This window comes from Limosilactobacillus albertensis (genome assembly GCF_014145555.1).
Classification (GTDB): domain Bacteria; phylum Bacillota; class Bacilli; order Lactobacillales; family Lactobacillaceae; genus Limosilactobacillus; species Limosilactobacillus albertensis.
Genome location: NZ_JACIVD010000069.1, coordinates 253,804 through 269,526, shown reverse-complemented (window position 1 = coordinate 269,526; position 15,723 = coordinate 253,804). Strand labels below are relative to the sequence as shown.

10 protein-coding genes and 1 pseudogene are annotated in these 15,723 nt (G+C 38.8%); 5 read left to right on the top strand and 6 right to left on the bottom strand.

Annotated elements, in window-relative coordinates:
• Positions 1-5: 5 nt before the first annotated feature.
• On the bottom strand, positions 6-1,469 hold the full coding sequence (gene cls / locus H5S41_RS09895) for a cardiolipin synthase (RefSeq protein WP_182598390.1): 1,464 nt from the start codon (positions 1,467-1,469) through the stop codon (positions 6-8).
• Positions 1,470-1,609: 140 nt separating this feature from the next.
• Between cls and H5S41_RS09890 the strand changes: the two genes are divergently transcribed.
• Complete coding sequence (locus H5S41_RS09890; RefSeq protein WP_231833080.1) at positions 1,610-2,194, top strand: GNAT family N-acetyltransferase; 585 nt, start codon at positions 1,610-1,612, stop codon at positions 2,192-2,194.
• A 59-nt stretch (positions 2,195-2,253) separates the two neighbouring features.
• On the opposite strand, the gene H5S41_RS09885 is transcribed toward H5S41_RS09890, so the two are convergent.
• Entirely contained in the window at positions 2,254-5,178 is a 2,925-nt protein-coding gene (locus H5S41_RS09885) for a hypothetical protein (protein ID WP_182603179.1), read from the bottom strand.
• An 820-nt stretch (positions 5,179-5,998) separates the two neighbouring features.
• Here H5S41_RS09885 and menC point away from each other — a divergent pair.
• A complete protein-coding gene (gene menC / locus H5S41_RS09880; RefSeq protein ID WP_182603178.1) occupies positions 5,999-7,102 on the top strand; it encodes an o-succinylbenzoate synthase in 1,104 nt (367 codons plus the stop codon).
• Between the two features lie 70 nt (positions 7,103-7,172).
• Here menC and H5S41_RS09875 read toward each other — a convergent pair whose 3' ends face one another.
• Both H5S41_RS09875 and H5S41_RS09870 read right to left on the bottom strand, forming a co-directional pair.
• Positions 7,173-9,395, bottom strand: a complete 2,223-nt coding sequence (locus H5S41_RS09875) for an ATP-dependent Clp protease ATP-binding subunit (protein ID WP_182603177.1) — start codon at positions 9,393-9,395, stop codon at positions 7,173-7,175.
• A gap of 118 nt (positions 9,396-9,513) precedes the next feature.
• Complete coding sequence (locus H5S41_RS09870; protein WP_153709457.1) at positions 9,514-9,735, bottom strand: transcriptional regulator; 222 nt, start codon at positions 9,733-9,735, stop codon at positions 9,514-9,516.
• Between the two features lie 508 nt (positions 9,736-10,243).
• Here H5S41_RS09870 and H5S41_RS09865 point away from each other — a divergent pair.
• From H5S41_RS09865 to H5S41_RS09855, 3 genes are all read left to right on the top strand, one after another.
• Positions 10,244-11,431 carry an aminotransferase class I/II-fold pyridoxal phosphate-dependent enzyme gene (locus H5S41_RS09865; RefSeq protein WP_182603176.1) on the top strand — a complete coding sequence of 396 codons (1,188 nt, stop codon included), beginning with the start codon at positions 10,244-10,246 and terminating at the stop codon, positions 11,429-11,431.
• A 1-nt stretch (position 11,432) separates the two neighbouring features.
• Positions 11,433-12,428: an NAD(P)-dependent oxidoreductase gene (locus H5S41_RS09860; RefSeq protein ID WP_182603175.1), complete on the top strand. Its 996-nt coding sequence runs from the start codon at positions 11,433-11,435 to the stop codon at positions 12,426-12,428.
• A gap of 145 nt (positions 12,429-12,573) precedes the next feature.
• Positions 12,574-13,002 carry an OsmC family protein gene (locus tag H5S41_RS09855; RefSeq protein WP_153709454.1) on the top strand — a complete coding sequence of 143 codons (429 nt, stop codon included), beginning with the start codon at positions 12,574-12,576 and terminating at the stop codon, positions 13,000-13,002.
• 37 nt (positions 13,003-13,039) lie between these two features.
• On the opposite strand, the pseudogene H5S41_RS09850 reads toward H5S41_RS09855, so the two are convergent.
• Positions 13,040-15,184, bottom strand: a pseudogene (locus H5S41_RS09850) (peptide cleavage/export ABC transporter).
• A gap of 83 nt (positions 15,185-15,267) precedes the next feature.
• On the bottom strand, positions 15,268-15,624 hold the full coding sequence (locus tag H5S41_RS09845) for a hypothetical protein (protein ID WP_182603174.1): 357 nt from the start codon (positions 15,622-15,624) through the stop codon (positions 15,268-15,270).
• Positions 15,625-15,723 lie beyond the last annotated feature (99 nt).

Below are 15,723 nucleotides of genomic sequence, written 5' to 3'. Positions count from 1 at the left end.
CCCCTTTATAAGATCGGCGAAAGCAACCTTGAAATAGTTTGTTTAATCCTTAACCAGCGTGGTTGATTAGCAAACATTTCAGGTGTAATTACGCGACTATTTCGAATGTCATTAACAAATATCTTTTCTAACTCATCAACGGTATCCTGACTGTAGATAAAAGCGTTGACTTCAAAGTTTAATTTAAAGCTACGAAAATCAAGGTTAGCTGAACCAACTGAGGCCATTCGACCGTCAATCATCATTGTCTTAGCATGTAAGAACCCCTGCTGATAGTAATAGATAGTAACGCCATGATTAGCAAGGTCACGAGCATAATACTGGGTTGCCCGATAAACAAAAGCATGGTCAGGCATTGAAGGAATCATTATCCGTACATCGATTCCAGAATGAGCTGCCACCCGCAATGCATCAAGAATACTATCGTCAGGAATGAGGTAAGGCGTTTGAATCCAAATATGATCCTGGGCCGCATTAATTAGTCGCAAATACCCCATTTTAATTTTTTCTAACGGTGCTTCAGGACCACTAGCAACTGTTTGCAGCGCAACATTTCCGTGAACCTTAATTGGTCGAAAGTAAGGATGGTAGTGAAAAATCTTATCTTCATCCTTTTTCATTGAGGCGTTCCAATCACCTATAAACCGTCGCTGGAGACCATATACTCCGCCACCAATAATCCGTAAATGAGTATCACGCCACGGGCCAAATTTAGGGACCCGTCCTAGATACTGGTCACCAATGTTAAAACCGCCAATATAGCCAATTTCTCCATCAATAACGACAATTTTACGGTGGTCACGATAGTTTATCCGAAAATCAAAAAAGTTACTGCGAGACATCAAAAATGGTGCCGCGTAACCGCCTACTTCACGAAGATGATCATAAAAGCTAGGCCAGACACCCATTGACCCCCACGAATCATAAAGGACCCGCACTTCAACGCCTTCAGCTGCTTTCTGTTCTAACAATGTCCGCAGCTCGTTACCAATCTCATCATTGTATATTGTATAAAATTCAACATGAACGCTCTTTTTCGCAGCTGCAATATCATCAAATAATTTCTTAAATAAAGCATTTCCTTCCGTAAAAATGCTGACGTTATTATGGCGGGTCAAAAATGAAGCATCGATACTTTGAAAAAGCATAATTGTTCGCCGATAAATTTGAACGGTTTGGTCTTTGGGCTTCGGCATATTGATAAATTGCTGTTTTTGTTCTTCCAAAGCCTGTCGTAGTTTTAATTGCGTCTGTGATTTAATTCGTTCCAACTGTTTATGAGGTAGTTTACGTCCAAAAAACGCATATAAAATAAAACCAAAGCCGGGTATCAGCGTTAGCACTAATAACCATGCCCATGTCGCCGCAATATCACGCTTTTCCCGAAAGACGGTATATATTGCAGCAATTTCATTTACGAGAATAACCAGTAGCAAACTCCACATAATAATTGTCCATGTTATTGCCATTGCTTATCCCCCATTCATATCATTGCTTTTCATTCTAACGCAAACTCTTATTTTCTGAAATATAATCTTAATTAATTTTCCAACCCGATCACTAATTGCTGTACAATAGAAACACTATTTAAGCAGAAGAGGTTACTAAATTGGCAGAATTATATTTACGACGTACACAAGTTCAAGACTTGGATGCAGTCATGCAAATAATCGATAGTGCAAAAGCATTTTTAAAGCAGAACAACAGTCCTCAGTGGCAAGACGGATATCCAAATCGCAAAGTTTTTGCTAAAGATATTTCAATGCAAACTAACTGGGTCCTAGTTAATGGAGATAATATTACTGCAACAGCCACCTTACAACTTACACCTGAACCAACCTATCAAGTAATTACCCATGGTCAGTGGAGTCAGCCTAACGAACCTTATGCCACAATTCACCGTGTTGCTATAAGCGATGCATACCGTGGACAGGGTTTGAGCAGGCTCCTCTTTTCAAATCTTCTTACAGTTGGTCTAATGCAAGGAATTAAAAACTTCCGGATTGATACTCATAAGAGCAATAAAGCAATGCAGCATATCATTAAAAGTTTCAATTTCCAAAAGCGAGGAATTATTATGGTTAACGAGAAAAATGATCCAGAACGATTAGCCTATGAATTAAATATTGGATCTCACCATAAGTTCACGCGAATCAATAACAACTTTATGCAACCACTTATTGATAACCTTTAAACTCAAAAAGAGATTGGTGAAAGTTCCAATCTCTTTTTTATTTATTTTACCGTTTCGGATTAGTTGTGGCGCTTCTTTGAGCTGTAAGTGATACCAAGAGTACCAAGTAATGCAGTGGCGGCTAAAGCAACAATTGACATAGAAGATTGATTTACTTTTTGTGATGATTCACTCTTCTTAGCAGGTGCTTGCTTCTTAGCAACAGTTACATCAGCCTTTGTAGCTGACTTCTTACTGTTATCCGTCTTAGTGGCTTTATTAGCGGTAACAGCAACTGGCATTTGAGCACCATTATTTGTTGCAGAAGTTCCATTATTAGTAGTTGCGGTAACTGCAGCTGTTTGTGATACAACTGGTGCTTGAACTGCATTACCATTAACAGCGTTTCCAGCAACTGTTGCAACAACCGGAGCAGGAGCTACTGGTGTTTGAGTAGCTGTCCGTACAATTGATGGAGCTGAAACAGTTTGAACACGACCAGCGTTTTGTGCTTGAGTACGGTTAGCGGCTGCTGGGAATGCAACAGTAGCAACCTTACTGTTATTAGCTACTGGTGTTGAAGGAAGAATAACTTTATTATCGCCTAAACGAACTTCACTAGCCTTCTTAGCTGCTTCATTTTGTTGAATTGTAGCTAATCGAACATTAAATTCTTCTTCAAGCTTATCGTAAGCAGCCTTGTTTTCAGCTTTCAATGCATTAAGTACTTCATTACCATGAGCAACAACTGCTTGGTGTTGTGCTTGTAATTGTTGAATTTGTGGTTCGATACTTGGTACTAATTCTGCAATCTTGGCAGCAAGTTTTTCATTTTCAGTTGTCTTTGCATTAGCAATCTTAGCATCGCGATCAGCAGCAAACTTTTGAGCAGCTACTTGATCAGCCTTTACTAAGCTTTGGTAAGCATTATCCAATTGAGCCTTGTAAGCTTGAAGATCAACAGCACCATTAGCCTTAAGAGCATCATCACGAACGCTAGCAGCCTTAGCAACAGCGGCATCGTAATTAGCCTTTACTTGTGCCTTAGCACCATTGTATTGTTGTTCAAGCTTAGCTAAGTTAGCTTGGTGTGTACCAGCTAAGCCATCAAGAGCCTTTTGTGCTTGAGCCTTAACATTAGCTAAGTTCTGTTGTTCATTAGCAGTAGCTTTTTGAACATCTTCAGCACTTGGTGTAACTGTCTTTGTACCTGCTACTTTGTCAACGTGGTGTTGAGCTGACTTGATAGCATTCAATTGTGCATCAACAGTTGAAGTACCCCAAATATTGCGGTTCAGAACTTCCTTAGTTGCGTTAACCTCATGATTAATGTTAAATCCAGTGTGATCAAACGTTACAGCATATGAAGGATTGCTACGATCAGAAACCCCTGAGCCATCCTTGATGGTCATTTCGTCAGTTAGCTTTTGGAAGCCAATTCCAACGGCACGAACACCAGCACGAAGAAGGTTGTTTGCATGTCCACCAATATGGGTTGGATTTACTAATTCACCATAGTACATACCTTGCATTGAGTTGAAGAGATTAATAGCATAGTTAAGAAGCGTAGGTGTACCGGCTTGCATAGTAGTTAAGTTTTCGTTAGTGTCACTGTAAACTATCTTGCCACTAAATTCGCTTGCTAAACTATTGTATAAGTTGCCAGTTACATTGTTAATAACACTGCTATATGTAGCATCTTTAGGCATACCGCTTTGTTGAATAGTATGACTGTTATTATCAACATTGTACTTTGCCCGGTTAGTAGCTACTTGATCAGCAATTTTGTCAGTAAGATCAGTACTTACTAAATCAAGTGGAGCAACATTTGCAAAGCCATTATTCTTGTTTACTGCGTTATAAAATTCACGATAGTTTTGAAAAACATTGTTACGGAAACCATTTTCCCATGAAAGAGCTAATGCCCGTAATACTTGAATTTGGTTAGCTGTTAATCCATTTGCAGAAACTTTTTCAGAATGATCATTATTAGCATCATAGCTTAATAGACCTGGTTGGAAGTCTAATGGCATTTCTGAAATATCATGTGGAGTTGATTCAGCAGCCTGATTTGTAATAATTGAACTATCTGGGTATTCACCATAATAAGTGTTAGCAAATTCAGGATGAGTATAGGCAGATACAGGAATACCGTCATTATATCCACGAACTTCTAGGTGAATTCCATAGTTTTTTACGTAATCAGGTACTTCAACATTGAGTTGTGGCTTAGCAACACGGCCATCAACAGCTACATCATTAGTTGTCGCTACATTATAAGACTTGCTAGCATTAGCAGTTGCAGTAGCAAGAGAAGCTTCAGCATTCTTGATGTTTTCTGCGTTAGTTGCTTGTTGAGCGGAAACCTTACCTTGGTAAGCATTGTTTTCCTTAGCAACAGCTGTGTTGTAATTATCTGTAGCAGCCTGGTTTTGGCTTGTTTGAGCGCTAGCTGCTTCATTTACTGATTTCTGGTATTGTGCTTCAATATCAGAAACAACTTGTTGATTTGCAGCAGCTTGACTAACAGCTTGTGCGTACCGTTGGTCATTTGCTGCACGTTGAGTGGCTTCGTTTTGTTGTTGTGCGCTGATTTGTTGTTGGTATTCAGCATTAGCAGCTGAAGTTTGTGCTTCAATGGAAGCGGCAGTTGAAGCTTGTGCCTGTGCAATAGCACCAGCTTGTTGTTCTAAGGCAGCATGACTAGCTTTTAATTGATCAATTTGTGCATTGGTCTGTGCGAGATCCGCAGCATTTGATTGCTCGTTGGCCGTGGCTTGTTGAGCTTCTTTACTATCATTAGCTGATTGCAATTGTGCGAGTTGCTGATCAGCTGTTGCCTTAACTTGATCGTAAGTAACTTGGTTAGTACTTACTTGTGCATTATTTTGACTATCATCGGCGTGTGCATTCGTCGTTGTAGTGGTGGTAACGACACCTGCAGTTAAGATTGCCCCCGCAACCAAAGCTGTTGAACGCCAATTATTTGTATTCGAATTTCTCATTTTAATAAACCCCCGTTTATGAAAAAATATTCAAAAGAAAATAAATTATTCATGCAAGGTTTATTGCTTAACGACTTAACAGTTCCTACTATATCAAGGTTTTCAGGGATTACAAGCGCTCGAATTTTTCAAACGATCGTTTTTGCATTTTGGCTATTCACCTGTTAAGTATCCATACTTATAAGCTAAATTACTGTTCATTAATCGCGTGAACAAATTTTTGTTTATAGCAAAAATCCCGTCATTTCAATGTTTGTAAACTAATTACACGATTAGTGAAATAAAGTTATTGTAAATCTAAATTCTTGTTTCCTAAATAACATTTAGAATCAAAAAAAAGTTTAAAAACTTTAAACCCGTTCCAGTGATAATTATAGGTTATTAAATCACCTTTTATTTACTGCTAAAAGCACCTAAAAATCTCTAAATTTTGACTTAATATTTCTTTGTTTTTGTCTTATTTCAAGACGTTTGGTCGTTAAAGCAACAGTTATTTCTACTACATTTTGTCTAATTTTAGCTCATTATTTAACAAGTGGTAACCTCATAAAGCCTTGATATATAGGCATTCATCCAGCTTACAATTCATAAGGGCCTATCGATTGAATTGTCTTCCGCCAAATGAACAGATGTGCTGATAAGTCAACGCTAGATTTAAGCTGATTTTTGCTTCATTTTCACCTATTTTTGATGATTTTTGAGCATTTTACGATTATAAATGAGCACTCATTTTCGCTCGTTTTATGCATATTATCATTTACAATTCTACCTATTTACTCCAAACTAAAAGCAAAAGATTATATTAAGGAGCTGACTTTAAATGAGGGTCACGTCTGCAAGTCTCTATAAGATTAATTTACCCCTCCAGTCAATTTTTAGGACCAGTTTTGGTCAAACGAAAACAAAGGACTTCATCCTGGTTGCCCTTCAAGACGAGGATGGTTTCACTGGTTACGGCGAATGTTCCGCATTTAGTATCCCTTTTTATACTGAAGAATTCAGGGATAGTGCCTACCTCTTACTACAAGATGTTCTTATTCCGACATTACTCAATCAAGAAATTACTACACCTGCACAACTAACCACGGCTTTTCACACAATTAAAAGGAATAATATGGCTAAAGCTGCTATTGATACTGCAATGTGGGACCTGTATGCCAAAAGAAAACACCAATCACTCGCAAAAGTAATCGGTGGCAATAAAAAAGAAGTATTAGCTGGCATTAGTATCGGAATCCAACCCTCGCCTGCAATATTAGTGCAAAAGGTTCAGCAAGCAGTTAAGGCTGGTTACCAGCGAGTCAAGGTTAAAATCAAGCCAGAAGCCGACTATCAATATCTCAAAGCAGTACGAAACGCGTTTCCACAGCTCATGCTAATGGCCGATGCTAATTCTGCCTATCAGTTAAAGGACGCTGACCGCTTAAAAAAGCTTGACGAACTTGGGTTACTAATGATTGAGCAACCATTAGAAAGCGATGACCTGCTCCATCACGCACGCTTACAGCAACAGCTAACTACTCCTATTTGTCTAGATGAAAGCATTAATAGTCTCGCTGATGCGCAAGCAATGTATCAACTCGGCAGCGGACGGATAATTAACATCAAAGTTAGTAAGGTTGGCGGCTTGACTATTGCAAAGGAGATTCAAGCATTTGCGCAAAGCCATCATATAGATTGCTGGTGCGGGGGAATGCTCGGTTCTGGAGTTGCTCGAGCTGCTGATATTGCTGCCGCCTCACTCCCCGGCTATACCCTCCCAAATGATATTTCCGCCTCCCAGCGTTACTTTGCTCATGACATTATCAAACCCTTAATCAGTTTAAATAATGGGAGATTAAAAGTCCCTGTTTCTCCCGGTCTTGGGTTCAATTTAGATTGGGACACCATTCATCGCTATACTATAGAAGAAAACAAACTTTAAACGACAAAAAAGCACGAACTAACCCCTTTGAGTTAATTCGTGCTTTTCTAGTTCTTATTAAGAAGGAAAATTACTTTTCATCTTTCTTATCTTCGTCAGACTTCTTGTCTTCTTCCTTCTTTTCAGCTTTTTCTTCAGATGGAGAAGTGTATTCTTTACTATCGTCCTTTTCTGCATCCTTAGCATCAACGATAACTAACTTGCCATCCTTCATTTCGGCTACAAGGTGCTTTACGTCAAGGTGATCAAGGTAGTAATCAGTTACCTTATCACGAATTTCGCGTTCAATAACCCGACGAAGCGGACGAGCACCCATGGCTTCATCGTAACCTTCATCAATAAGGTATTGCTTTGCAGTGTCAGTAACCTTAACATCCATGCCCTTCTTAGCCAATGTCCGGTTAACTTCTGCAAGCATCAAGTCAACAATCTTCTTCAAGTCTTCCTTAGTTAAGCTGTGGAATTCAACAATTGCGTTGAACCGGTTCAAGAATTCTGGACGGAAGTAATTAGTCAACTTCTTGATTAAGTCTTCTTCATCCTCATTATTTCCCATCTTAACTGGAGCATCGTTAGAGTATCCAGCGTTTGATGTTGCAATGATAACAGTGTTCTTGAAATCAATTGTGTTACCTTGACCATCAGTCAAACGACCGTCATCAAGGACTTGAAGCAAGAGCGTAATAACTTGTGGGTTTGCCTTTTCAATTTCATCTAAGAGGATGATTGAGTAAGGGTGACGACGAACTTTTTCAGTTAAGGTATTACCGTTGTCTTCATAACCAACGTACCCGGCAGTAGCACCGATCATCTTAGATACAGCTGTCCGGTCAGAGTATTCAGACATATCCAACCGAATAATGTCGTCCTTGCTACCAAACATATCAAGTGCTAATTGTTTAGCAAGTTCAGTCTTACCAACACCAGTAGGTCCAACAAAGAGGAAGCTGCCAATTGGTGAGTCGCCTTCGTCAAATCCGGCACGATTACGACGAATGGCACGAGCAACTGCTTCAACGGCTTTATCTTGACCGATAACCTTACCTTCAAGCCGCTTGTCCATGTCCTTCAAACGTTCAACGTCACTAGCACCAATCTTAGAAACTGGAATACCAGTCATTTGTTCAACTGCCTTAGCAACGTCTTCTGGAGTGGCAGTAACCTTGTCAGATTCGGAGTTTTCACTCAATTGCTTCTTCAAATCAGCAATCTTTTCCTTAGCTTCTTGAGCTGTCTTGTAGTCTTCTTTCTTAGCAGCAGCCTTTTGCTTCTTTTCTTCTGCTTCAATGTCCTTTTCAATTGCCTTAGCGTCCCGTGCAGGGTGCTTTGCTGCAAGGTGAGCAGCAGTCATATCGATTAAATCGATTGCCTTGTCAGGTAATGCGCGTTGTGGCATGTATTGAACAGAGTAATCAACAGCTGCTTGAAGAACGTCATCTGGTAATTTTACATTGTGGTGACGTTCGTATAAGTCACGAATGCCTTTAAGGATAGCAACCGTATCAGCCTTGCTTGGAGCATTAACAGTAACAGAATTGAACCGCCGTGCCAATGCTGCATCCTTCATAATTGTATTACGGTATTCGTCTTGCGTAGTAGCACCGATAACTGTTAGTTCACCACGAGATAATGCCGGCTTAATAATGTCAGACATACCCTTAGAACCGCTAGCATCACCAGTTGAACCAGCACCAATAATTTGGTGAATTTCATCGAAGAAGAGGATAATGTTCCCTGCCTTCTTGACTTCATCAACTAATTTTTGCATGTTTTCTTCAAAACTACCACGGTATTGAGTACCTGCTTCAAGGCCAGAAATATCAATACTAATAATTTCCTTATCCTTAATAGCAGCTGGTACATCACCAGAAACAATTGCTTGTGCTAATCCTTCAACAACAGCTGTCTTACCAACACCAGCATTCCCGACTAATACAGGGTTGTTCTTAGTACGACGGCTTAAAATTTCAGCAGTTTCTTGAATTTCTTTGTTCCGCCCGATAACTGGATCAAGTTCATGTTGCCGAGCTTCTTCTGTTAAATTACGACCTAATTTGTGTAAGATACTATCCTTACCTTCATTAGGTTGAGGGCCTGGTTGACCTTGTTGAGGATTTGCACCGCCAGGCAATTGACCAGTTCTACGATATTCAGCAAATTCTTCTGGTGTTACTTCACGACCATTAATTAGGTAACGCCGATTATCAGAATTGAAACCATTCATGCCACCCATTAATTGGTTGAAGATGTCATTCATGTCGTTGTCAAATGGATTCATTGGGTTTTGAGCCATATGCAATCCCTCCTCAATTAAATATAATTATTTTATTTTCTAAGTTTCGTAGTCTAAATATTCCGAGAGACAGAAGTTAACGCATCTGATCTCCTGTGGCTACAGCAACGCCACAATCTCATTCGAGATAATGCTCTTCTAGTTCTTTAAGGACCTCCCACATACTCTTATCCTGAGCTTGCGCCAAGGCATCGAGATCACGTAGGTTTAGCGAGGTCGAACTAGACTGTGGTTTGTTAAACGATTTGTGTAAAGTCGTGTATCCGTAACCGGAACGTTTGGAAACTTGATAAATCGTCAAGTGGTTAACTTCCAAATAATGTTTGATGTCGATCCGCATTGCTACCCACTTCCTTTACGATTAATATTATATCACATTTGTGGAGTAAAACAATAAAAATAGCTAAAAATAATAAAAAAATTTGTATAATATAAATATAACATTTGATTAAGACTGAATTAATAACCCTTAATTTTTGGTATTCTTATTATATCTACATCTGTAGTCAATAGACGCTTTTATAATCAATAAAATTTCTCAATTTATTATTGACAAATATTAAAAAATGATTAGAATTATTAGTAATCAGTTAATCAAAGGAGGACATAATGATGATCACTGCGACACTTCACTTACATCAAGCGTATGCCTTCTGGTTTAGCGAAATTACCATCCGCTAACCAGCAGTGATTTTGTCATTGTGGCGTTCTCGGATGAGCCCCAAACATCTGAGAGCCTCTTTTATACTCATTCCAATCTGATCAAGGAGCCTTGGATGTTATATTTTATAGCATTCAAGGCTCCTTTATTTTATAAACTTACATATTATATATAGGAGGAATTGGCAATGCCAGCTACTAAAAAAGGAATTCTTAATCGTCTTAACAATAATTTTGCTAAACTTACTCCCGGCGGAATCCGTGAATTTGACTATCAAGCCAGTTCAATTCCCGGAATCATTAAATTAACCCTTGGCGAACCCGACTTTAATGTTCCAGACGCAATGAAGCAGGCCGCCATTAATAGCATTAATGATAATGATTCGCATTACGCTCCTGGCAATGGGACTTTAGATCTTCGACAAGCGATTGCTCATTTTATGCAGGATCGTTATCAGCTTAATTATGATCCTGAAAATGAAATTGCTGTTACTGTTGGTGCAACGGAAGGTATCTACGCTTCTCTTTCCGCAATCATTAATCCAGGAGATGAAATTCTGGTTGCGACACCAACATTTCCGCTCTACATGGTAGTTACTAAGATTTTAGGCGGGACCCCTGTCGAAATTGATACTAGTGATGATAACTTTATTCTTACACCTGCCAAGCTCCAAAATGTTCTTGATAAACACCCAAATGCTAAGGGGCTGATCCTAAACTATCCTTCAAACCCAACTGGTGTAACTTATACCAAGGCGCAAGTACAGGCTCTGGCAGAAGCAATTAAAGCAACTAATTTAGTAGTTATTGCTGATGAAATTTACTCTGAACTGGTATACGACGGGCCACACACTTCAATCGCCAGCTTTATTCCCGGTCAAACCCTTGTCTTAAATGGCGCTTCAAAGTCACATGCCATGACAGGCTACCGAATCGGCTTCATCGCGGGGCCAAAAGAATTAATGAAGCCGGTTAGTGCAATCCACGCTATGATGGTTACAGCCGCATCCGATCCTGCCATGGCCGCCGCTGTTGCCGCTTTTGGTACTGATGCAGGGAAAGAAGCCACCCTTAAAATGAAAGAAGCATACAAGCAGCGTCGGGATTTTGTCGTTGATGCGTTAAAGCAGCTCGGTTTTGATATTACTACGCCAAACGGAGCCTTCTACATTTTTGCTAAGATTCCTGCTCAATTTGGCAATAATGATCTAAAGTTTGCTACCGACCTCGCTAATCAGGGAAAAGTTGCTGTAATTCCTGGTTCTTTCTTTGGTGCTGGCGGACAAGGTTATGTTCGTATTAGTTACTCTACTAGCATGGACACATTAAAGCAGGCAATGACTAATATCGCTGAGTTCATTAATAAGGAGGACTAAAATGACTAAAATTTTAATGACAAGTGTGCGAGATGATGAGCAAGCTGCCATTAAGGATTATGCACAGAAAAATAATATTGAAATCATTACAACACCGAAATTGATCGATGAGGCTGTTGACCTCACTACCGATGTCGATGGATTAGTAATCCAACAACGTAGCAGACTCCCCGAAGATATCTACGCTAAGCTCCATGCAAATGGTCTCAAACAAATCGCCACACGGACTGCCGGCTTTGACATGATCAATATTAAAGAAGCTAATGCCAATGGTTTAACAGTGACTAATGTTCCAGCCTACTCACCGCGGAGTGTCGCTGAATTTGCGTTGATGCAGATCTTTCGGTTACTACGGAAATCTTACCGGTTTGACCATCAAGTCGCACAGAATGATTATCGTTGGTTTAGCGATGAACAATCGGTTGAAATTCATACCGCTACAATCGGCATTATTGGTGTCGGACGAATTGGCGGAACCCTTGCCAAATTATTAAAAGCACTCGGCGTAACCGTGCTTGGGTATGACACAAACCCACGAACTGATTTAGATGGGATTGTACAATTCGTTCCTAAAGATGAACTGCTAAAACGTGCCGATGTCGTAAGTCTACACGTTGACTTAAACCCGACTTCAAAAGGACTGCTTACTACTAAAGATTTTGCTCTAATGAAACCAACTGCTGGACTAGTGAATGCCAGTCGTGGCCCGGTTGTTAATACCGCAGACCTTGTTGATGCATTAAAGAATGGAACAATTGCCGCTGCTGCCCTTGATACTTTTGAAGGTGAAGAAACAGTTGCTGCTGCCGACCGCCGTGAAAAAGGACTCGATGATCAGCCGCTCGTTAAAGAATTACATGCCATGGACAATGTAATCCTTACTCCGCACATCGCCTTCTTTACTAACCTCGCTGTGCAAAACATGGTTGACTTTTCACTTGATGATACTCTTGCTATTCTCAACGGAAAACAGTCCCCACACGAAATTAAATTATAAAAAAATAACACCCGTCATCTCTGAAATATCGTATAATCATTGCGCAGTTTCAGTGTATTTGGCGGGTGTTCGTACTAAGCAATTAATTTGAACTATAATAGGTGAAAAAGTAAACTATGAGTAACAATACGAGGAGGGACCATCGATGACAAAGTATAAAGTAACTGCTACTAAAACAACAACGGGGATGCAGGTATCAGCTGGGACACGCGGTTTTGAGATTACTTTTGATGAACCGGGAAGCACTAATACAGGGATGAATCCAGTAGAAATTCTCTTAACTTCATTTGGGGCCTGCCAAGCGATTACCGCCCATGCATTAGCCAATAAACGTAACTTTGACTTACAAGCCTTTTGGGTAACAATTGAAGGTAACCTTGACCGTGAAGATGTTACTGACGGCAAGAATGTCCGCAAGTTCACTGAAATCCATTACCAACCACACCTAAGAAGCAGCGAATCCGATGAAGATATCAAGAAATTCCTTGCCGATGTTGCTGCTAAGTGTCCTGTTGAGAATACTTTAATTTATGGTACAAAAATTATTCAAGACGGTTTTGTAAAAGTTGATTAATAAAAGCTCCGCGCCACTTCAGTGGTCAACGGAGCTTTTATGCATTCCATAAGTCATAATAATCTTGGTGCTTTCTTAGTAGTTCTTGATGGCTGCCTTCTTCAACGATTTTGCCGTCCCTCATTACAACAATTTTATTCACTCTCTTTGCAATTGAAAGTCAGTGAGCAATGAAAATCATCGTCCGATCTTCAATTCTAAGCAGATTATCAATAATTCGTTTTTCAGTGAGCGGATCCAAACTACTAGTTGATTCATCAAAAATCAAAACGTGAGCAGAAGAAAGTAGTGCACGAGCAATTGTTAACCTTTGTTTTTGTCCACCCGACAAGGCAGTCGCTTCTTCATCTAACTTTGTTTGGTATCCTAATGGCATCTCTTGAATATCGTTATAAATTAAGGCTGCTTTACAAGCGTTGTCTATCTCACTATCAGAGACAGCGCGGTTCGTACCCATTAATAAATTATCCTTAATCGTTCCTGAAAATAATTGTGGGGATTGCGGTAAATAGTGAATGTAATTTCTAACATCGCTAAGACTAACTTCAGCTATATTTTGCCCGTTAAAATCTATTTCTCCATGCGTTGGTGCATAAAATCCAACAAGCAACTTCGCTAACGTTGATTTTCCAGACCCGCTAAGCCCTACTAAGGCAAGTTTTCCATTATCAGTAATTTTCAAATTAATATCTTGTAAAATTTGCTTACTATATTCGTAAGAGTAGCCTACATGTTCTAAGTCAATCTCACCTGCTAATTCTAAATGAGTATCTGAATCTGCAAATAATTCTTCAGGTTCAACCTGCATCACTTCATTCAGTCGATTATTAGCTACTTTGGCTTCTTGAAGCTTAGTTTGTAAATTAATAATATTTTGTAATGGACTAATGAAAAAAGTTAATAAAGCATTAAACGCCATTAACATTCCAATACTTAGGTTACCTTGAATTACTAATACAGCTCCTTGAAACAGGATAATTGTTACTAGTCCATACTGAATCCACATTTTTATTGAATCCTGAAATGATCTGGTTTTTACGTAAGACAAATTCTTTTGCAGGAATCTAGCAAATTTATCTTCAATATTTTCATAACGGCTTTGTTCCAGTTGAAGTACTTTTAAAGTTTCAATTCCCTTTAAGTCTTCAATAATGGAAGAAGTAAGTTGAGCATTACTCTCCATCTGCTCTTGATCTAGCTTAGCAAAACGTTTATTAAAAGCATAGATAACAAGGGCATAAATCGGAACAGTAACAACTGTCGTTAAAAATAGCGTCTTATTATAGATATAGAGTACTAAACCAGTTACCATCATTATTCCAACGTCCAATAACATTGAAATAACCGTACTTGATAAGGCGTCAATTATCTTATTAATATCTTCAAATCGTGATGTGATTTCTCCTGTTTTTCGTGTTGAGAAAAAACGCATTGGAAGCTTATAAACATGTTGAATATAGCGCAAGCTAACTTGTGACGCTAACTTTTGATCTAATCGAGTTAACAAAAAATCTCTAATATAATTAAAAACCGAGTTAAACAGGTATACAACCACTAAACTACCAGCAAGAATACTTAACCCGCTAATATTTCGCGACGGTATAAAATGGTCAATAATTACCTGTAGATAATATGAACCAAGAATACTAATAATAGTAATTATTGCTGCAGAAACAACTATCCTTATAATTTCCTTTTTATAATTAACTAATCGACCGAACATACTCATAAGTCCCGCCAACGGTTCTTTTTTCGGAACATATTTTTCAGCCGGTGCAAATAACAAACATATGCCAGACCATAGCTGACCAAATTCTGCTCGCGTCATCTTTTTAACTTTTGTGGCCGGATCAGGGTCAGCTATATAGATATATTCACTATCAGCTTTGAAGACAACACAAAAATGCAGTAAGTCTTCTTTTACAACATGGGCAATTAACGGATACTTGATTGTTGGATCATCAAATAATGATAAGTCAGCTTCAATTGGTGTTACATCTAAACCAAGGTGATTAGCAGCTTTGACTAACCCGAGCGCAGTTGTTCCTTGTTTAGTCGTTCGTGCTAAATCACGCAACTTGGCAATTGGGTAAATCGAACCAAAATTACGTAGGATCATTGCCAATGAAGCAACCCCACAATCCGCCTCATCAACTTGAGCTACATAATGAGGATAATTCATTTTTTGCTTTCCTTTCTAAGTGAATAAAGAAACAAAGTCCAAAATCATAAGAATTCTGGGCTTCGTATTCTAAAAAATGCTATTTATTTTTTGAACAGAATTCGTAAAGCGGCGAAGATCCCGATTGCAGTACATAAAATACAAATAATCTCTTCATAAATATTGCTTGCTTTAGGAATTGCAATAATCCAAAAGAAAGTGACAATTATATAAATGTAGAAATCAATATTTTTGTAGAATACTCGATTAAGCTCTAACTCTTTTCCTGGTTGCTTAAACACAGTCCATAAAACAGCAATAATTGACCCAATAAGAAATACCGAACAAACGGTTAATTCAAAAAGATTTTCTGCTTCTAATACTGGTTTAAACCACAATATAATAAAAAGTGAGTAAAAGTAGAAGTTAAAGCTCTTGTAAAACTGTTTATTGACTTTCATTTTAATTGCCTCCCACGGTAATTATCTCCATAACAATATTATAACTATAAAATATAGTTTTAATTCATTTTGCATTATTCGTATGCTTTTCTGCAGAAT